Origin of the sequence: Halobacillus sp. K22 (assembly GCF_052246795.1) — a bacterium.
Classification (GTDB): Bacteria; Bacillota; Bacilli; order Bacillales; family Halobacillaceae; genus Halobacillus.
In genome coordinates, this window is sequence record NZ_JBQQCN010000001.1 from 154,960 (window position 1) to 174,237 (window position 19,278).

Consider the following 19,278-nt stretch of genomic DNA (forward strand, 5'->3'; position numbering starts at 1 on the left):
AGATAGTTTCAATTGTGAGAAGACTGAACTATTTTCGTATCTATATCTTTTATGAAGAAATAAATTAAAAAGTGCCCGCCTCCGACAAGCAGCAATATATACGGAATTCCTGTCTCAGGAGGAATGACAACAATCGCAAGCAAAAATATAACAATGGAAAGGACTCTTCCCATATTTAAAAAGATTTCCCTGACTACAATGTATTCAATTCTCATCTCACCAGCGTTCCACGACTTTCCGATGACATCATAAGTTAAAGATATATAAGGAACGTACAACAATGGAAAAAAGATCCCTGCAATTGCACCGTATAGTAATAACAAAGGCATGCTTTTACTTACCAGTAAAATCAAAACACTAAGGTAGAGGGAAAGACCTGCTATAAAAATAGCCTTTTTCCTCCGCCTGGGTTTAACAAGGCGAGTAACTAAAAAATAAAACAGGAAGGAGAACCCCGAGTACACAAGATTAAAAAAACCTAAGGACAATTCATTTCTTGTCATTAAGAAAATCCATATGGACACCGCAAATAAAAAAGTCCCTTCTCGAAACCCCTGGGATACATGTGCGTTTAATATACGTTTCCAATTAAGATTATTTTTCCTTTCATTAATGATTCTCCGAAACGAAAAATTTCCTTGTGCTTTTCTTCTTGATAATCCAAAGCTAACTAGAACAGCAACAATAAACAGCCCAAATGAGACTGCAAAAATAACCGTGTATCCTGTGAAGTTGTTTAAACGAGAGATAATAAAACCTGCGAGCAGCGGCCCGGTCATCCCTCCTAAAGATTGCAACACGCCTAAAAACCCATTAAAAAAGTCTCTTGTATCAGGTTCGGTTATCTCAAAAGTTAAAACGTTGTAGGCTAGCCAGTAAAATCCATACCCCACTCCAAGTAATGCTCCGAGCATGATATTAAACTTAGCTGCGTTTTCACCTACAATAAGAACTGTTAAGAAAAACAAAGAAAGGACGATCACTCCTGTACGAAGCACAATTACTCTGTCGATATGTTTCGCACACTTGCCAGCAAATATAAAGGTTAAGGGCTGTAATACATATATACTCAAATTATATAGAGCAATGTCCGTATAACTATTCGATTGTTTCCACAAATAAATATTCACAAATGTACTGGATAAAAAAATCCCGAGGGAGTATAAACCTCCAATTAAAAGCAACAACAATAGATCTTTTGAAACGTTTTCGTGGCTCAACCACGCTCGCAGCCTACTCACCATATCCATGTCTCCTTTGTGTTCTACATTAGTGTTGGCAGAACAAAAAGAGATATACAAAAAGAAAAGACCTGGATGAAAATCCAGGTCTTTTCTCTAAAAACTAATTATTTTGCTGCATCGTAACGTTTTGCTACTTCATCCCAATTAACTACGTTCCAGAATGCTGCAATGTAGTCTGGGCGACGATTTTGGTAATTCAGATAGTAAGCATGTTCCCAAACGTCTAGTCCTAAGATTGGAGTCTTACCTTCCATAATCGGTGAATCTTGATTTAGCGTATCGATTACTTCAAGGCTGCCGTTATTAACGACTAACCAGGCCCAGCCTGAACCGAAACGACCTTTAGCAGTTGTTGCAAATTTTTCTTTAAACTGATCCAAGCTTCCAAAAGTATCATTAATTGCAGTCGCTAAATCACCTGTTGGTTCGCCACCGCCATTTGGAGACATGATTGTCCAGAAAAGACTGTGGTTTGCATGTCCGCCACCGTTACGGCGTACAGGCGTGCGAATATCCTCCGGTACAGCTGCAAGATTGTTAGCTAACAATTCTTCCAGTGACTTGTCCTGAAGATCTGCGTGCCCTTCTAATGCATTGTTAAGCTTAGTCACATAAGTGTTATGGTGCTTCGTATGGTGGATGTTCATAGTTTCCTTATCGATGGTAGGTTCTAGTGCATCGTAAGCATAAGGTAGTTCTGGTAGTTCAAATTTGGCCATAGTATAACTCCTCCTTTAATTAATATGTAAAACCAAAATTATGCTGTTTGCATAACTTCTTGATTTTACATTATCAAACCGGAATTGTACTTGCAAACAATATGCAGCATTCCGTTTGGAAAACTTTTGACTTCCGCTATTAAGGTTTCCCGTATTGAATAAATTAAAACATAAAAAAACCAAGCCAATCGGCTTGGTTTTTTACGAATAATAAAAGTGGCTCGGGACGGAATCGAACCGCCGACACACGGATTTTCAGTCCGTTGCTCTACCGACTGAGCTACCGAGCCGTAATTTGCTATAAGTTTCTTGACTTAATGCTTTGTTCATTCAAGCGATATGTATCATGGCGGAGGAGGAGGGATTCGAACCCCCGCGAGCCGTTAAGCTCCTGGCGGTTTTCAAGACCGCTCCCTTCAGCCAAACTTGGGTACTCCTCCGTATGATAAATAAATGGTGGACCCTGCAGGACTCGAACCTGCGACCGATCGGTTATGAGCCGATAGCTCTAACCAGCTGAGCTAAGGGTCCCCATGGGGCGGCTGATGGGAATCGAACCCACGAATGCCGGAACCACAATCCGGTGCGTTAACCACTTCGCCACAACCGCCGTAATGAAAGTTTTAATTATGTAATAAATGGTGGCGGTGGAGGGAATCGAACCCACGACCTCACGGGTATGAACCGTACGCTCTAGCCAGCTGAGCTACACCGCCATAAAGTAAAAATGAGTAAATCTTGTTTGAAGCGACATTTAATAATTTATCATGTATCTAATGCTTTGTCAACAACTTTTTTTGCGCTGAAATTAGCGACAGGAATAATATAGCATGGTCTCATTAAGCTTGCAAGACTTTTTTTAAAAGCTCTGTTAAACTTTGTTGGTGATTCTTTTATAAGCGTCTTATTCAACAAAGGGCCGGTACTGTGAAACTCAATTTTGTGATATATGTTGAGTCCGTTTCCATAGAAGAAATTTTGTTCATGAGGAAATTACTACTCCTGTACCATCACCGGAACAATCTAGAAATAAGTCACTCCTCAAAGGATTGAAAAAAACAATCCTTTTGACGCTCGGCTTATGCTAATTGTGGCTTTCGAAGCAATTCCGCATTTGAGCATTTTCCCTTCTTAACCCCTTCTTCCGCACTTGTTCTCCTCTATGTATAGCGGCAGAATAAGAGAATAAATTTCAGCAAGTGGGCTATTCTGCTCCATCCCCCAGTCTCAATCGAGACTTCCCCTACTAAACAAACCCTAGATCGCTACGCTCTCCTTGTTTCCTTTATCTCCGCCAGTTCCAGGCTTGCTTGGTGCCTAACATCCAATTATGATAGTACGACTTGCCCTTTCTTTCATGTTTGCTCTTAAGGGGCTTTCCTCCCATAAAGATTCTCAAAACTGATTCTTATAAAATTGGAAGCATATTTGTAAATATCAACATGGAGATTTATCAGAATTTATTAAAAAAACAGCTGAAGCAATTAGCTCAGCTGTTTTTTTATAAGATTATAAACTTTCTTTTTCTCCCAGGACTTCTTCAGCAATATTAACAGCGTGGTCACCAATACGCTCCAAGTTGCTGACCATATCGACGAATACGATACCAGCTTGTCCAGTGCAGACTCCTTCATTTAAGCGAATAATGTGTTTTTTACGGTAACTGCGTTCCATTCGATCTAGTTCATTTTCTTTTTGAACTACCGCTAATGCTTCTTCCCTATTCATTGTTTCAAGCGCTTTTGTCGCTTGTTTCACAGTCATTAAAGTAAGGTCAAACATTGTATTCAAGTCATCAATAGCCTGAGGGGTCAAGTAAACTTTATTTGAGTTTTTATAATCGATAAGTTCAATGATGTTTTCAAAGTGATCACCAATCCGCTCAAGGTCCCGAACAGAATCCATCAAAGCTGAGTGCTTAAGACTTTCCTCGTCAGTTAAGGAAGCTTGAGATAAATCAATTAAATAATCTGTTATCTTTCGATCCAAATTATTTAGCGCATCTTCTATCTGCATCGCAATTTCTGAATGTTTTTGCTGTTTATTATTTAAATAAAGACTCGTCTCTTCCAGCCCTTTGTATGCGTACTGTCCCATTCGAACTACCTCTTCTTTTGCTTGATCAAGGGCAAGCGAAGGAGATTGCTCAATAAAAATCGGATCAAGATGCTGCGGCTTAAATTCAATTAGGGAATCTTCACCGGGGACTAATTTAATTACTATCCAGGCTAGAACAGCTACGAATGGAAATTGCACTACTGTATTCGCAATGTTAAAAGATCCGTGTGCAAAGGCAATAGTCATTTCAGGCCCTAAGTTTAGATATCCTTGTAACCATTCTACATAGGCTGTAAATGGTTTGAGCAACAGGAGAAACACAGTGGCACCCAGCACGTTAAATATAACGTGGACGAATGCAGCTCTTTTTGCGCCGACACTGGCGCCGATAGCCGCTATAACAGCGGTAATGGTTGTTCCGATATTATCACCAAAAAGCACAGGTAGTGCTGCTTGGATATCTACCAGTCCTTCTCCAAACAATCCTTGCAAAATACCTATGGTAGCACTAGAACTTTGTACAATGACAGTGAACAATGTTCCTATTACTACTCCTAATACCGGATTTTCACTCATGCTTAGTGTAAGCTCTCTAAAAGCTTCTAAGGATCTAAGTGGTTTCATACCGCCGCTCATAGTTTCGAGTCCGAAAAACAGGGCACCCAATCCAAAAACCGTCTGTCCAAGGTTGGTTACTTTTTTATTTTTAAAGAAGAATATCATTAAGGAACCTACTGCTAATATTGGAAGACCATATGCTTTTATATCAATACCAATAATGAATGCTGTAAAGGTAGTCCCGATATTAGCTCCCATTATGACTCCAATAGCCTGCCTGAACGTCATAAACCCAGCGTTTACCAGGCCTACCGTTAAAACCGTCGTGGTTGAGCTGCTTTGAACCAGAATGGTTACTACAGCACCTGCAATCACGCCCATAAGAGGGTTGCTTGTAAAGCGATCCAACATTTCACGTAAGCGATCGCCAGCTACCTTCTGCAGTCCGTCTCCCATATACTTTATACCAAATAGGAAGATACCAAGACCGCCAATAAATTCAAATATCATTTTTTGAACGTCTATCTCCATTTAGTCCCCACCCTTTCTTCATCCAAGTTTCTACAGTTTCTCTCTCTTTTTTTTAAAACACCTTTCTCATTATTAACGAAAGATATTTTATTTGTAAAGGATATCTGAGAATCTTAACATTAAATTTACATTCAAATTATAGAGAGGTAATATTTGTTTGTTATTAGGATCTTAAAAGAACTTATGAAAAACTCTACGCTATAGAAATCCATACTAAGAGAAGCGTTTTTAATTGCCTGCTTTTTCGTGATTTAATTTTTTCATTTTCCTCGTCTGAGTTTTTTGTCTCTATTTCATCAACCGTCTGGTAACACTTTTGTCAGACTGATTAATTAAATGGATAATTTATCTAAACCATTCAAATATCAGTCCTGCTAGCGAGATGCATTTTATAAATTTTCAAGCAACCGGTCATTAGCTTTTATATGATTAGAAAAAACAGTCCCTGAAACGGATAGTGAATAACTATATATCTCTATAATTTCCGAGGAACATTTTAACTCTGGCGCAAATGGCAATTACACAACAACCTAGTTAATTTTTTTTAATAATAAAAACTCCATACCCTATGACTTGTATTACCAAGTCATAGGGTATGGAGTAGTAACAGCAGATCATATTTGTTTAATTTTTTTAAATCTTTTTGACTAATATTTTTGTTCCATCTACAGAAACCACTTTGATATTATCATCTTTAGATATCCACTGCCCATTAGAGACAGCACTATAGTCTTCTTCCTCGATCTTAATTGTCCCTACCGGCCTCATGTCAGTCAAAGCCTTACCAGTTTTATCAATAAGGAACTGATAACTTTCTTTCATGGAATTGTATCCCATCTCTGAGGATAATTGGTCTCTGAGTGTAATTTTTGTCCACATCTTTCTGTGTTTAAATACTTTAAGGAACAGCAGTGAAGCAGCTCCACCAAGAATTACTCCAATAACACTGTACAAGCCAGCAACCCAGTTTGGCGCGCTGAAACCAACCGCAATTACCATTACTGCGGCTCCAATAGTGGCAAGGGTACCATCGTTTATGAGCTTACCATCAATCACCATAAGTATAATCCCAAGAAAGTAGACAAGCATCATGACTATAAACATATCTGTGGCTAAGTAACTGGAAAAATACACTGTAATAAAACCAAAACCAATAATCGCAAAGATTCCTTTCATATTAACCAGCAGTTCACCGATTAAAAACATGGTACCTAAAAAGGTTATAAACAAAGCGATCCAATCAAATGCAAGCACGATGAACACATCCTCCCGTTTATCTTCTAATTACTATATGTACGATTAAGTCTTTACTTTCGTTTCATTAAATATCGTTTGAGTTTACTATTTGCTTACTCCATAATATAATTTGTTAAACTTGGGTATGTAAAACAGAAGCATTTACAATAGTTTTACATTTGAATGGCTGTAATTAAGTGACTTGACTTCTCATTTAAGTTAATACCCTTTATAATGAAGAGTGGAACGTAAAGAAGCATACCTTTTTTGTAAGTATATAAAGGAGCGATTTGAAAATGGCAATTACCCACAGAAAAGATACACGCCCTGTAAAAGTAGGAGACGTGACCATCGGCGGAGCAGATGAAGTCGTTATTCAATCCATGACTACTACTAAGACCCACGATGTTGAAGCTACAGTAGCAGAAATTAAACGTTTAGAAGAAGCGGGCTGCCAAGTTGTACGAGTTGCATGTCCTGATGACCGTGCCGCTGACGCTATTCCAGAAATAAAAAAGCGAATTAATATACCGCTAGTTGTCGATATTCACTTTGATTATAGAAAAGCCCTGAAAGCAATTGAGGGCGGTGCAGATAAAATCCGTATCAACCCAGGAAATATTGGTAAACGGGAAAAGGTTGAAGCTGTGGTAAATGCTGCAAAAGAAAAAGGGATCCCTATTCGTATTGGAGTTAATGCAGGTTCTTTAGAAAGACACATCCTTGAAAAATATGGGTATCCAACAGCTGATGGCATGGTTGAAAGTGCTCTGCATCACATTAAAATTCTAGAAGATCTCGATTTTCATGATATTGTGGTTTCATTGAAGGCATCAGATGTACACTTAGCAATTGAAGCTTATGAAAAAGCTGCACAAGCTTTTTCTTACCCGATTCATCTGGGCATTACTGAATCTGGAACTCTCTATGCAGGAACCATAAAAAGTGCAGCAGGTCTTGGCGCCATCTTAAGTAAAGGGATCGGAAGTACACTCCGCATCAGTCTTAGTGCTGATCCAGTTGAAGAGGTAAAAGCTGCTAAAGAGCTTCTTAAATCATTTGGACTTGCTGCCAATGCAGCTACTTTGATCTCTTGCCCAACTTGTGGACGTATTGAGATTGATTTAATCTCTATTGCAAATGAAGTTGAAGAATATATTCAGACCATTCAAGCCCCTATTAAAGTTGCCGTACTAGGCTGTGCTGTAAACGGCCCCGGTGAAGCACGTGAAGCAGATATAGGCATCGCAGGTGCGCGTGGAGAAGGTCTTCTGTTCCGCCATGGAGAGATTATCAGGAAAGTACCTGAAGATATCATGGTGGAAGAACTCAAAAAAGAAGTCGATAAACTCGCTGAAGAGCATTACGAGAAACAGCGTATCGAAAAGGAAAAATTAGAACAAAAAGCATAAAAAAGGTGGACCTTACTGGTCCACCCTTTTTTATTTAGATCAAATTATAGATCGGAGCAAAGAATATTGAAAACGCAATGGATACAACACTGATAATAATCGCCATGTTCCCAAGCGTATCAGCTCCACGCCGTTTTCCTATAATCCCTAATACAATGCCAGCGGCACCTAATATGAGGGGAGCAAAGAAAAAGGAAAGAATCGCTGCACTTAGCCCCAGCCAACCCATACCTACTTTTACATCACTTTCCATAGTTGTTTCTTTTTCTTCAGTTTGAAAAGGTTCATCTATTGGCTCTACTGCCGCTTCCTGAGCATATTCTTCTTCATAACTTTCCCCATATACTGGCTGATAAGGACCGCGTCCATGATCATTAACTGGTTGCTGGTCATTCTCATGGACTTGCTCCAATTCATCGCCATGCTCTGGAGCTTTCTCTGTTTCCTGATTCTCAACAGGATTTATTGGATCATACATACGGATACCCTCACTTTCTGTTTGGAGAATCACGTTTAGTATGTTCCATAATCTCCTTTACTAACAAGGGATTTTTTGACATATCCATCATTTTTAATTAACACGTTCTCTCTTCTTATTTCATATGGTGTACTAAATCACTGGTGCGAGAGGGAGTATAAATATGAAGCATGTAGCTCAACAATTTGTTATGCAAAAGTTAAAGCAGCTGACAGTTCATGATTTAATTACTTACAGTAAGCAATATAAGATCCCAATCTCAAAATCAGAAGCAGAACTCATTGTAAAAGCTCTCAAAAAAAATAAGGAAAACCCTTTTGATCCAAACGGTCGTAAACGTATGTTAACTAAGCTGGCTTCCATCACTTCCATTGACACAGCCCACTCTGTGAACCGCCTGCTTATGGAATTGGCTAAAGAATACGGCGTGGCTCACTGGTTAAAATAATACCTAACAGAGACATAATGAAAAGTAATTCTTTTCGATTAGTCGCTTCAGGCTCGAGGAAAACAGAAAATGATATTTAGAATAGGCTCTGTTAAACTTCCGTGTTGATTTTAAGGTAAAGCTCCCATTACTTGAAGACTCGGTTTCGAGATAGTTGGGGCCCGTTACTCTATTTGGAAGATGGCTGGTGGGGAAATAACTCGCTTTCCTATGGGGGAACGGTGAGCTTCCTCGCTCGTTTCACTCCCTGCGGGATCTCACCTAGTTCCTTCTCCCATGGGAGTCTCGCCATTTCCCCACCAACCCAGCCACAGGAGAATAACGGACCCTTCCAGAAATAGAATCCTCGCCTTCTTAACTGACCTTAAAGGCTTCTATGACAGGCTATTCCCCATCTTTATAGCATGAAAATAGCCTCATATTCACATGCTCTTTTTGTGGATCAAGAAGATATCCTAAGTGGTTTCGAGTTGCTGATTTAGCAACGTCCGGAGGGGACGATGTAGACTCCTGCGGGATGAACATGATCGGTGAGATCCCGCAGGGTTGTTAAGCCCGAGGAAGCTCAGCACATGCCCGCGGAAAGCGAAATCGTCCCCCGAAGGACCTTCACTCTAACCCAATATCTCGAAACTGAGTCTTCAACTATCCGGCCCTATTATTTAATAAGCCTCTTATGAAAATCAACAATAAAATTTGAAGAGCTAAAATAAAAAAAGGTGCGCGTGCACCTTTTTTTATTGTTTCATTATTTTAATTTTTAAATCTTCATCAAATGTTCCTTCTTTAACCATTTCTATTTCAAATCCATAAGGAGGTTTCTTATTCTTCTTATCTTCCCCTACGTAAGGAGTTTCAAGGATCTTTGGCAGATCCTTTAAGGTAGGGTGATGAATCACATGATGCAAAGCTTTAAATCCAATGTGACCAAAACCAATATTCTCATGCCGGTCTTTTTGAGCGCCCTGCTCATTTTTACTGTCGTTCACATGCACGACCTTTAATCGGTCGAGACCTACAATTTTATCGAACTCATTTAATACTCCATCAAAATCTTCTGCTACGTTATAACCAGCATCATGTATATGGCATGTATCCATACATACAGATAATTTTTCATTCATTGTGACGCCATCTATAATTTTGGCTATTTCGTCAAAATTTCGACCGATTTCAGACCCTTTCCCTGCCATTGTCTCCAGGGCTATTTGGACATTTTGATTTTTGTGAAGCACTTCATTCAAACCTTCAATAATTTTTGGGAGCCCTTTCTCCAGCCCCTGTCCTACGTGAGAGCCTGGGTGGAGTACAATTTGCTTGGCTCCTATTGCCTCCGTACGTTCAATTTCATTTCGAAGGAAGTCTACACCTAATTGGAAAGTTTCAGGCTTAGTCGTATTACCAATGTTAATGATATACGGAGCATGAACAACGATGTCTGAAATATTATGTGATTTCATATGATCCTGTCCAGCTTCGATGTTTAATTCTTCTATAGGTCGCCTCCTCGTATTTTGAGGAGCTCCCGTATAAATCATAAATGTACCGGAACCGTAAGATGCAGCCTCTTCACTTGCTCCGAGAAGCATTTTTTTCCCTTTCATTGAAACATGTGAGCCGAGTTTCAAATTAAAACTCCTTTCTTGATGCTTATTTTTTGCGATACTCATTCCTTTTTAGCCCTTTCAAATTTTTATCAGCTTTTTTCTTCATTTTTTTCTTATAGCCTGGTTTCACCTTTTTGGGTTTACGAACCATTTGTCTCGCTTTCTTTTCAAGATCTGTTTCTTTTCTTTCCCTTGTCTGACGTTCATTATAGGAATTAACTTCTTTCCATTCTCCATTCTTCACTTCATAGAAATTAAAAGTAAGGCCTCTGCTCTCAAGCTTCTGGATTAAGGGGAGGTCTCCTTCCTTGTAAAGATTAATGGCTGTGCCCTGCATGCCGGCACGAGCTGTTCTTCCTACACGATGGATATAAAATTCTTCTTCTTTAGGCATCTGAGCATTTATGACATGACTAACACCTTGAATATCAATTCCACGAGACGCTAAGTCAGTCGCTACAATATACTGATATCTTAAATTTTGGAGTTCCTTAAGCATCCTTTTACGTTCTCTTGGAGATAATCCTCCATGAAGGATTCCAGTTTCCAAACCGCGGCTGAGCAAAGCATCCGCTAGTTCATCAGCTTGGTCTTTGCCATTTGTAAAGATGATAGCAAGATAGGGCTGAATAGCTTTAGAAATATCCATAATGATATCGGCCGGGTCCTTGTGACGCAAAGGAACTAAGCGGTGCTCCATAGACTCAGGCGATGGTTTATCATCCTCTATCTGGATAAGGGTAGGGTTAGTTAAATATTTTTTGAGAAAAGGCTGTAAACGTTCCGGAATCGTAGCCGAGAAAACTAACATTTGAACATCAGGATCCATACGAACCAGGATTTGATCTACATCCTCTATAAAGCCTAAATCAAGCATTAAATCAGCCTCATCCAATACAAAACCTTTGGCTTGATGCAAATCTACGGCTTCTTCCTTGACCATGTCCAGGATTCTTCCAGGAGTTCCCACGATAATATGAGGAGGAAGAGAAGATAGTTTATCCACCATCTTCTGCTTATCCGTACCTCCAATTAGCAGCTTAGAGCGCCATACCTTCTCTTTTCCGCCGAATTGAATAGCTTTCTTCACCTCTTCATGGATTTGAATAGCAAGTTCCCTTGTGGGAGCTGTAATAACAAATTGAACATTAGAGGAATTCTCATCAATTTTGTTTAGCAATGATAAAAGGTAAGCGTGAGTTTTTCCAGAGCCTGTGTGTGATTGTCCAATTAAACTTTCGCCTCGTAAAGCAGCAGGCATTACTTCGCGCTGAATAGGGGTTGGTTCATGAAAACCAAGTTCTCCAATGATCTGGCTGATCACCGGGGTAATAGCAAATTCTTCAAATTTATGTGTACTCATTATGTTTTGTACTCCTTTAGTGTAAAATGTTCTCATCCCATTATAATAGAGCAAGAGAAGAAATGCACGATAACAGGACAAGCTGCGACAAGATTCTTTGTCTTCTTTCCACTTAGCCTTTATAATAAAGGATGGTAAAGTAAAAGTATTCAATTGGAATTGGATAAAGAGGAGGACTTTAAATAATGGAAGTCATTAAAATCGCCCCTCGCGGTTATTGTTACGGTGTGGTAGATGCAATGGTCATTGCTCAGAATGCTGCAAAAGACCCGAACCTGCCCCGCCCTATATATATTTTAGGAATGATTGTACACAACTCGCACGTTACCCAAGCTTTTGAAGACGAAGGTATTATTACCGTCGATGGTAAAAATCGCATGGATCTTCTGGACGGAATCAATGAAGGGACAGTTATCTTTACGGCTCACGGAGTTTCTCCGGAGGTTAAAGAGCGTGCTAAAAAGAAAGGTCTTACCGCCCTTGATGCAACTTGTCCCGATGTGACTAATACTCACAATCTAATCCGTGACAAAGTAGCTGAAGGCTATGAGATTATTTATGTCGGTAAGAAAGGTCACCCTGAACCTGAAGGAGCCATGGGTGTAGCTCCAGGTAAGGTACATCTTGTCCAAACGGAAGAGGATGTAGACAATCTAAATATCGACCATGATAAATTAATGGTCACGAACCAGACTACCATGAGTCAGTGGGATGTTTATGATGTGATGGAAAAGGCAAAAGAAAAATATCCTCAGCTGGAAAAACATCAGGAGATTTGTATGGCTACTCAGGTTCGCCAAGAAGCTGTTTCTGAACAGGCCAAGGAAGCTGACCTTACTTTAGTTGTTGGAGATCCTAAAAGTAATAACTCGAACCGCTTAGCTCAAGTATCTATGGAAAAAGCAGGTACTCAAGCTTATCGAATAAGTGATGTGACTGAAATCGACTTGGACTGGCTGGAAGGTGTGCAGAAGGTAGCCGTTACAGCAGGCGCTTCTACTCCTACCCCCATAACTAAAGAAGTAATAAAATTCATCGAGCAATATGACTTAAATGACGTGGACACTTGGATTCGCGAATCCAAAGTGGAACAGAAAAAGATTCTTCCGCGTGTGAAAACTAAAAAGAAAAGCCAAGTAAAAGAATAAACGATCAAATAAGTTGTGCGGACATAATAATGTCCGCACATTTTTTTAAAATTCAGCTAAGAAATGCTTAATTAAGGTTATGGGATGGCTTCAAAATGAGGGAAGATCCGCGGAAGGAGCTAGACCAATCCCCACAGGGAGTAATAATGACCAAGGAGGCTCTTCTATTAGAGGTTCAACTAAGTTGTGCTACGCGGCAAAGTCAAACGCCTATGTATCCACCAGGGCCGCAGGAAAGCTTTCAAATGTGGAATCGTCCCGAAGGACAGGACCAGCATAAGCCAACCCTCAAAAGAATTGTGATTTTACAATCCATTGATGAGTCATGAGCGTCCGGGTAATGGAACAAGACAAATCATTTACTAACCACCCCTTACCCTCTTTCCGAAAAGAACTCTATGATCTCGAAACTGATTCTTACTCAATCGGTAGCTTATTAACGAAAAATCTACATTGAGGTGTTTTCTTTAACTATTCATTTACGCATCTATACCACTTTATACAAACGTAAAAGGTTCGGTATTGGATTCAGAGAGAATAACAGATACATGCTGCTGCCATTTTTCTACTAAATATTTTTTAATTTCAGCACAAACCACTTTTTCAACATGATGACCAGGGTCAATCAATGACAGTCCCATTTCCATGGCATCCTGTGCTGCATGAAAAGTCATATCCCCAGTAATATAAACATCTGCTCCGTTCGCTTTTGCCGCATGGATATATTTTTCACCACTCCCCCCAAGAAGTGCAGCTTTTCGGATTACTCTTGAGCCTGTCCCTGTCATACGTACAGCAGGCACATCGTATTTTTCCTTTACTATTTCACATAACTTCCTCAACTCCATCGGTTCTTTCAAGTGGCCAATACGACCTACCCCTTTATCTTTTCCGTGATTTAAGAGGGGATAAAGGTCATAAGCCACTTCCTCATAGGGGTGAGCTTTTTCCATTGCAGCCAACACTACACTTAACTTCGATTTAGGTACAATGGTTTCTATTCGCTTCTCTTCAACTACTTCAAGCTCGCCGCTCTGCCCGATATAAGGATTTGTTCCTTCTTGAGGCTTAAAGGTACCCTGACCGGATAATTGATACGTACAATGGCTGTATTGTCCTATATGCCCAGCTCCAGCCTCACTGATAGAATTTCTTAATTCATCCGCATGGTCTTCCGGTACAAACACTGTCAGTTTTACCAGTTCATCCTGACCAGTTTTAACTAAAGGAAAAGTATCTACAAGACCAATGGCTTCTGCCATCACATCATTGACCCCGCCTGATGCTACATCAAGGTTAGTATGGGCAGCGTAAACTGTAATGTCATGTTTAATAAGTTTTTGAATGACTCTACCTTTAGGAGTGTCAAAATTAATTTGATGCAACTTTACAAATAACAAAGGATGATGTGCAATAATTAAATCAACTTGCTTCTCAATAGCTTCATCAACTACATTTTCAAGTACATCAAGCGTTACCATCACCTTGCTTACAGGTTTATTCAGTGTGCCCACTTGAAGACCGACATTATCCCAATCAAAAGCCAAATGCTTTGGAGACCATTTTTCAAACCATTGAATAATTTCACTACCTGAGATTGTACGATTTACCATTATTTAAGTGCCTCCTTTAACCAATTAATCTCTACTTGTAACTGTGCAACTTTTTCTTCATTTACCACAGAAGCCTGCTTAACTTGAGAGAGAACATACTCTTTCTTCTCAAGCTCAGCTTTACACTTTACATTGAATACCTTTCCGCCTTTTTTTAAAAGATGGGGGCCGAGCCAAAGTTGTTTCTCCAAGTTTAAAGAATCATACGAGGCATCAGGCTTCCCTTTGTCCCCTACAAGAATTTCATATATATGACCATTTTCTTCTAAAATTATTTCATCTGTTAAATCATAGCCGTTTTGAAAAAACCACTTCCTTACTGACCTAGCATCTATATTAGGCTGAGCTATTATCCTTTCGGTTTCGGAAAGTTTTTCTTTCCCATTTTCTAAGATATCTCTTATCAAGGGCCCTCCCATTCCTGCGATAACGATCTGATAGACCTCATTGGGTTTTAAAACCTGTAAACCATTTCCAAGTCGGACGTCAATTCGCCCTTCTAAACCATGATCTTTTACTTCTTTCCACGCACTGGTGTACGGCCCTTGATTGACTTCGCCTGCTATTGCCTGAGCGGAAGGATCATTCAAACAAACATAACACGGAAGATACGCATGGTCAGAACCGATATCAGCAAATAAAGATCCCTTAGGCAAATATTCGGCTACGTTAGCAAGCCGCTTGGATAATTGATTGACATTCATATTCTCTCTTTCCTCTCATAATAAAGAAAAGCTTTCTGATTGTCACAGAAAGCTTCTCAAGTATAAGTATTATTTCTTCTCTGCTAACCATTCCGCCACTGCTGCAGCATCTTCGCCTGTGTAAAGACCCGCTGGCATCGCAGAACCTTTACCATTTACGATAATGTCCTGAATTTCTTCAGCAGAATAACGACTGCCTACTTCTGTAAGGTTTGGCCCTGTCCCGCCTTCTAAGTTTCCACCGTGACAACTGGCACATTGTGACTGAAACATTTCTTCCGGATTGGCATTCGCTGTTTCTTCCTGTTGTTGTTCTCCACCGTTTTCTTCTTCATTCTGAATCGCTTCACGCTGGTTAATCCCTGCAGCAGAAACGATGATCATAGCTACTATACCTAAAACAGCAATAATAGCAAATGGAATCACAGGGTTTCTTCTCATTAGTTGCATCCTCCTTATGTATTCCTTTAGTTAGTATGGGCAAATATATTCGACTATATTTATTTTACTTGAAAAGCTCCACTTATTAAAGAGATAACTTGTGAAAAGTTACAAAACAGAAGCGAGAAATAGGAAAAGGATCCCTATAATACTCGATATCTTCAAATAATGAAATCTTCATCGTAAACCGATCCACATCCACAGCAAACAATGAGTGACTGCCATTCCATATACCCATTGAGCGCTTACGGATTTACGAAAAGCAGCAACCCTATAAGCAAGCCTGTAATTAGAGGAAAATGATATAGTACAGTTTGCGTTCCTATTACCTGCCGAAGAGATAGAAGAGCTGCGAGAACAAAAGTCGACAAAAGCCCTGTTTGCAATATGAGGCTCATTTCAGTAAAATAAATGACAAGAAATGAAAGGGGTAACAAAAAAAGGGTTAAGGTTAAAAATAAGAGCTTATGTGACTTTTTTTTAGACTTAGTGAACTCTAAGTCTCTGTCACCGATTTCAATTTGCCCTTGAGTTTAGAGAGCCAGCAGAAAATCGCAATATTCGCTGGGAAGCAGCTGATTTTCTTTCATACGCAACATCCCCCACCAGATAGAGAATTAAAAAACCCAGGCACCATCTACGCATTATGCAGCCGATGGATACCTGAGTCAGAATATTTCTTTATTCCATAAAGTCTTTCAGACGTTTACTCCGGCTTGGATGTCTTAACTTGCGAAGCGCTTTTGCTTCAATTTGACGGATTCTCTCCCGCGTTACACCAAATACTTTTCCTACTTCTTCAAGCGTACGCGTCCGTCCATCGTCTAATCCGAATCTTAAACGGAGTACGTTCTCTTCACGGTCTGTAAGTGTATCAAGAACATCTTCCAGTTGTTCTTTTAACAGCTCATATGCTGCATGGTCAGAAGGGGAAGTAGCTTCCTGATCTTCAATGAAATCACCTAGATGGGAGTCATCTTCTTCTCCGATAGGAGTTTCAAGCGACACTGGTTCCTGAGCAATTTTCAGGATTTCCCGTACTTTGTCTGGCGTAAGTTCCATATCCTGAGCAATTTCCTCTGGAGTAGGCTCACGACCCAGATCCTGTAGAAGCTGACGTTGTACTCTGATCAGCTTATTAATAGTTTCTACCATGTGAACAGGAATACGAATGGTACGAGCCTGGTCTGCAATTGCGCGTGTAATCGCTTGTCTGATCCACCATGTAGCATAGGTACTAAATTTATACCCTTTACGATAATCAAACTTCTCTACCGCTTTAATAAGACCCATATTTCCTTCTTGAATTAAATCTAGGAAAAGCATGCCTCTCCCTACATATCTTTTCGCGATACTTACAACTAGACGCAAGTTGGCTTCAGCTAGATCCCTCTTAGCTTCTTCGTCACCATTTTCAATTCTCTGCGCAAGACTGATTTCATCTTTTGCAGATAAGAGGTTCACACGTCCGATTTCTTTTAGATACATTCGAACAGGATCATTGATTTTGACACCTGGAGGTACACTTAAGTCGTTAAGGTCAAACTCTTCTTCCTTATCTAATTGTTTCATACTAGGGTCAGTCTCAGAGTCACCAATCACCTCAACACCCTGTTCATTCAAATGCTCATAAAATTCATCCATTTGATCAGAGTCTAATTCAAAGCTTGATAGCTTTTCCGCTACTTCCTCGTAAGCAAGTACTCCTCGCTTTTTCCCTATTTCCAACACCTGATCTTTTGCTTGTTCAAGTGTCATTTCACTCGTATTATTACTATTACTTTCCTTTTCTTTAGAACGTGATGGCTGCTGTTGCTTGTTATCCGCCATAAGTCCCCCTCCTTCCAACATATCTATACCAACTATACCTATGTGTTTTTTAATTCTTTTTTCCTTTCAATGATCTTCATAGCAATTTCAGCAGCTTTAATTGGTTCATTTTGCTGTTCTGCCCGCTTCAAATCATCTTCTAAGGTTTTAATATCCGTACGGTCACTATGCTCAGCTTTAATCCGGAAAATGTAATCTTGGATTTCCTGATCAGATACTTCTTCACTTACCGGTGCCATAGCCAGTTCAATTACTAGATTTTTTAGAGCTGGATCATCAAGTTTTTCCACAAACTGACTCACATCTGACTGATTACCATCTTCATAGTAGGCATACAGATAAGTCACTATAACCTGATGGTCTGAAATATTAAATGCTCCTCCCAGTTCCTCTTGAACTTTCTCAGCAATGAAAGGGTCTCTTAACATATAAGCGATCAGTTTTCTTTCCGCATTATGAAAAGCCGGCAGGAGTTTATTCTGAATGGAATACTGGCTTGTACGGTTAGTATATCGGTTTTGGTCTCTGTTATCCCGCTTAAATGTGTTTTTCCCTCTAATATCGTGAACCTCTTCTTTAAGAGTATCCACCGCTATCTGGAACTCTGAAGCAAGTTCATTTAAATAATGCTCCCTCTCTACTGCCCGATCAAGGAGAGCGACCTCCTGTAGTACCTTTTCGATATAAGCAATTCGATCTCCTTCTAGCTGGAGATTATAATCTCTCCGAAGATAGCTCATGATAAAAGCTATAAACGTATCACTCGTGTCCAAAACTTCTTTCTTAAAGCGATCTCCACCATGCTTTTGTATGAAATCATCGGGGTCTAAACCGTCCGGAACTCTAGCGACGAATGTTTGACATCCTGTATTTTTAAGCAGGCGTCCAGCCTTTACGGCAGCTTCTACTCCTGGCTGATCCCCGTCATAACATATGATAACCTGATCCACATAACGTTTGAGAAGATTAGCCTGAGAACTAGAAATCGAGGTTCCCATTGTCCCCACTGCATTATGAACGCCGGCCTGGTCAGCTGAGATTACATCAACGTACCCTTCAAACAAGATCACCGATTTCTGTTTACGAATTGCAGCTCTTGCCAGATCAAAGTTGTAGAGTAACCTATTTTTCTGAAAGAGTTCCGTCTCCGGACTATTCAAGTACTTAGGTTCTTGATGACCAAGTGAACGACCGGCAAAAGCCACAGTTTTTCCTAAATGGTTGCGCAGCGGAAAAATTAACCTGCCTCTAAAACGATCGGCATACTCTCCCTGCTCATTTGCGTTTAATAACCCTGCTTTAACCATGGTTTGTGGATGAAAACCTTTTTTCTCCAGAAAGGTCACAACAAACTCTTTCGAATTCGGCGAATATCCAATTTGGTATTTTTTAATTGTTTCTTCACTGAAACCACGGTCAATTAAATACTGATAAGCGTCCTGTCCTTCTTTTGAATTAAGAAGCATATGGTGGTACAACTTTGCAAGCCATTGATGAGCTTCTAAAACACTTTGAGATTCAGTACTTCTTTGTGAAGGCTCCTCTTGCGAAGCTTCCTCAGGCAGATCTATTTGTGCCTGGGCAGCCAGTTGTTTTATAGCCTGTATGAAGTTGAACCCTTCCATTTCCATAAGGAAGGTATAAACATTCCCTCCCTTTCCACATCCAAAGCAATGGAATATTTGCTTGTCAGCAGAAACGGAAAAAGAAGGAGTGCTCTCCCCATGAAACGGACACAAACCGAAATAATTTCTACCCTGCTTTTTCAACTCTACGTAATCACCAATAATATCCACGATATCTGTGGATTGGCGTATTTCATCTACTTTTTCTTCTGGAATATGCCCAGCCATACGCATCACCATACTAAACCTTTATTCGAGATAGA

The 19,278-nt window shown here is 39.9% G+C and carries 15 protein-coding genes and 5 tRNA genes; 3 read left to right on the forward strand and 17 right to left on the reverse strand.

Going from position 1 to position 19,278, the window contains the following annotated elements; all coding sequences use genetic code 11:
* Nucleotides 1-8: 8 nt before the first annotated feature.
* The 9 genes from ACTWPM_RS00785 to ACTWPM_RS00825 form a co-directional block, all read right to left on the reverse strand.
* On the reverse strand, nucleotides 9-1,244 hold the full coding sequence (locus ACTWPM_RS00785) for an MFS transporter (RefSeq protein ID WP_443131161.1): 1,236 nt from the start codon (nucleotides 1,242-1,244) through the stop codon (nucleotides 9-11).
* A gap of 104 nt (nucleotides 1,245-1,348) precedes the next feature.
* Nucleotides 1,349-1,963 carry a superoxide dismutase gene (locus ACTWPM_RS00790; RefSeq protein ID WP_443131162.1) on the reverse strand — a complete coding sequence of 205 codons (615 nt, stop codon included), beginning with the start codon at nucleotides 1,961-1,963 and terminating at the stop codon, nucleotides 1,349-1,351.
* A 217-nt stretch (nucleotides 1,964-2,180) separates the two neighbouring features.
* A tRNA-Phe gene (locus tag ACTWPM_RS00795) sits at nucleotides 2,181-2,253 on the reverse strand.
* 57 nt (nucleotides 2,254-2,310) lie between these two features.
* Nucleotides 2,311-2,403: transfer RNA gene (locus ACTWPM_RS00800), tRNA-Ser, on the reverse strand.
* 14 nt (nucleotides 2,404-2,417) lie between these two features.
* A tRNA-Ile gene (locus ACTWPM_RS00805) sits at nucleotides 2,418-2,494 on the reverse strand.
* A gap of 3 nt (nucleotides 2,495-2,497) precedes the next feature.
* Nucleotides 2,498-2,573, reverse strand: a tRNA-His gene (locus tag ACTWPM_RS00810).
* Nucleotides 2,574-2,602: 29 nt separating this feature from the next.
* Nucleotides 2,603-2,679: transfer RNA gene (locus ACTWPM_RS00815), tRNA-Met, on the reverse strand.
* 793 nt (nucleotides 2,680-3,472) lie between these two features.
* The gene (locus tag ACTWPM_RS00820) at nucleotides 3,473-5,110 is read right to left on the reverse strand and encodes a Na/Pi cotransporter family protein (RefSeq protein WP_443131163.1); all 1,638 of its coding nucleotides are present in this window, start codon (nucleotides 5,108-5,110) and stop codon (nucleotides 3,473-3,475) included.
* Nucleotides 5,111-5,743: 633 nt separating this feature from the next.
* A complete protein-coding gene (locus ACTWPM_RS00825) occupies nucleotides 5,744-6,364 on the reverse strand; it encodes an NfeD family protein (RefSeq protein WP_443131164.1) in 621 nt (206 codons plus the stop codon).
* Between the two features lie 284 nt (nucleotides 6,365-6,648).
* Here ACTWPM_RS00825 and ispG point away from each other — a divergent pair, with 284 nt between their 5' ends.
* A complete protein-coding gene (ispG, locus tag ACTWPM_RS00830; RefSeq protein WP_224893082.1) occupies nucleotides 6,649-7,758 on the forward strand; it encodes a flavodoxin-dependent (E)-4-hydroxy-3-methylbut-2-enyl-diphosphate synthase in 1,110 nt (369 codons plus the stop codon).
* Nucleotides 7,759-7,792: 34 nt separating this feature from the next.
* Here ispG and ACTWPM_RS00835 read toward each other — a convergent pair whose 3' ends face one another.
* Nucleotides 7,793-8,236: a hypothetical protein gene (locus ACTWPM_RS00835; RefSeq protein WP_443131165.1), complete on the reverse strand. Its 444-nt coding sequence runs from the start codon at nucleotides 8,234-8,236 to the stop codon at nucleotides 7,793-7,795.
* 163 nt (nucleotides 8,237-8,399) lie between these two features.
* Here ACTWPM_RS00835 and ACTWPM_RS00840 point away from each other — a divergent pair, with 163 nt between their 5' ends.
* The gene (locus tag ACTWPM_RS00840; protein WP_443131166.1) at nucleotides 8,400-8,684 is read left to right on the forward strand and encodes a DUF2624 domain-containing protein; all 285 of its coding nucleotides are present in this window, start codon (nucleotides 8,400-8,402) and stop codon (nucleotides 8,682-8,684) included.
* Between the two features lie 737 nt (nucleotides 8,685-9,421).
* On the opposite strand, the gene ACTWPM_RS00845 is transcribed toward ACTWPM_RS00840, so the two are convergent.
* Complete coding sequence (locus ACTWPM_RS00845) at nucleotides 9,422-10,312, reverse strand: deoxyribonuclease IV (protein WP_443131167.1); 891 nt, start codon at nucleotides 10,310-10,312, stop codon at nucleotides 9,422-9,424.
* Nucleotides 10,313-10,334: 22 nt separating this feature from the next.
* A complete protein-coding gene (locus ACTWPM_RS00850) occupies nucleotides 10,335-11,654 on the reverse strand; it encodes a DEAD/DEAH box helicase (protein WP_443131168.1) in 1,320 nt (439 codons plus the stop codon).
* A 185-nt stretch (nucleotides 11,655-11,839) separates the two neighbouring features.
* On the opposite strand from ACTWPM_RS00850, the gene ACTWPM_RS00855 reads away from it, so the two are divergent.
* Nucleotides 11,840-12,802 (forward strand): 4-hydroxy-3-methylbut-2-enyl diphosphate reductase, encoded by a 963-nt coding sequence (locus ACTWPM_RS00855; protein ID WP_443131169.1) that lies wholly within the window; start codon nucleotides 11,840-11,842, stop codon nucleotides 12,800-12,802.
* Between the two features lie 497 nt (nucleotides 12,803-13,299).
* On the opposite strand, the gene ACTWPM_RS00860 is transcribed toward ACTWPM_RS00855, so the two are convergent.
* From ACTWPM_RS00860 to dnaG, 5 genes are all read right to left on the reverse strand, one after another.
* Complete coding sequence (locus ACTWPM_RS00860) at nucleotides 13,300-14,415, reverse strand: Nif3-like dinuclear metal center hexameric protein (RefSeq protein ID WP_443131170.1); 1,116 nt, start codon at nucleotides 14,413-14,415, stop codon at nucleotides 13,300-13,302.
* Entirely contained in the window at nucleotides 14,415-15,119 is a 705-nt protein-coding gene (locus ACTWPM_RS00865; protein ID WP_443131171.1) for a tRNA (adenine(22)-N(1))-methyltransferase, read from the reverse strand. The genes ACTWPM_RS00860 and ACTWPM_RS00865 overlap by 1 nt, the downstream gene beginning before the upstream one ends.
* A 69-nt stretch (nucleotides 15,120-15,188) precedes the next feature.
* The gene (gene cccA, locus ACTWPM_RS00870) at nucleotides 15,189-15,560 is read right to left on the reverse strand and encodes a cytochrome c550 (RefSeq protein WP_443131172.1); all 372 of its coding nucleotides are present in this window, start codon (nucleotides 15,558-15,560) and stop codon (nucleotides 15,189-15,191) included.
* 681 nt (nucleotides 15,561-16,241) lie between these two features.
* A complete protein-coding gene (rpoD, locus tag ACTWPM_RS00875; RefSeq protein ID WP_443131173.1) occupies nucleotides 16,242-17,390 on the reverse strand; it encodes an RNA polymerase sigma factor RpoD in 1,149 nt (382 codons plus the stop codon).
* A gap of 38 nt (nucleotides 17,391-17,428) precedes the next feature.
* Nucleotides 17,429-19,243, reverse strand: coding sequence for a DNA primase (dnaG, locus tag ACTWPM_RS00880; protein ID WP_443131174.1), 1,815 nt, complete (start codon nucleotides 19,241-19,243; stop codon nucleotides 17,429-17,431).
* Between the last annotated feature and the right edge of the window lie 35 nt (nucleotides 19,244-19,278).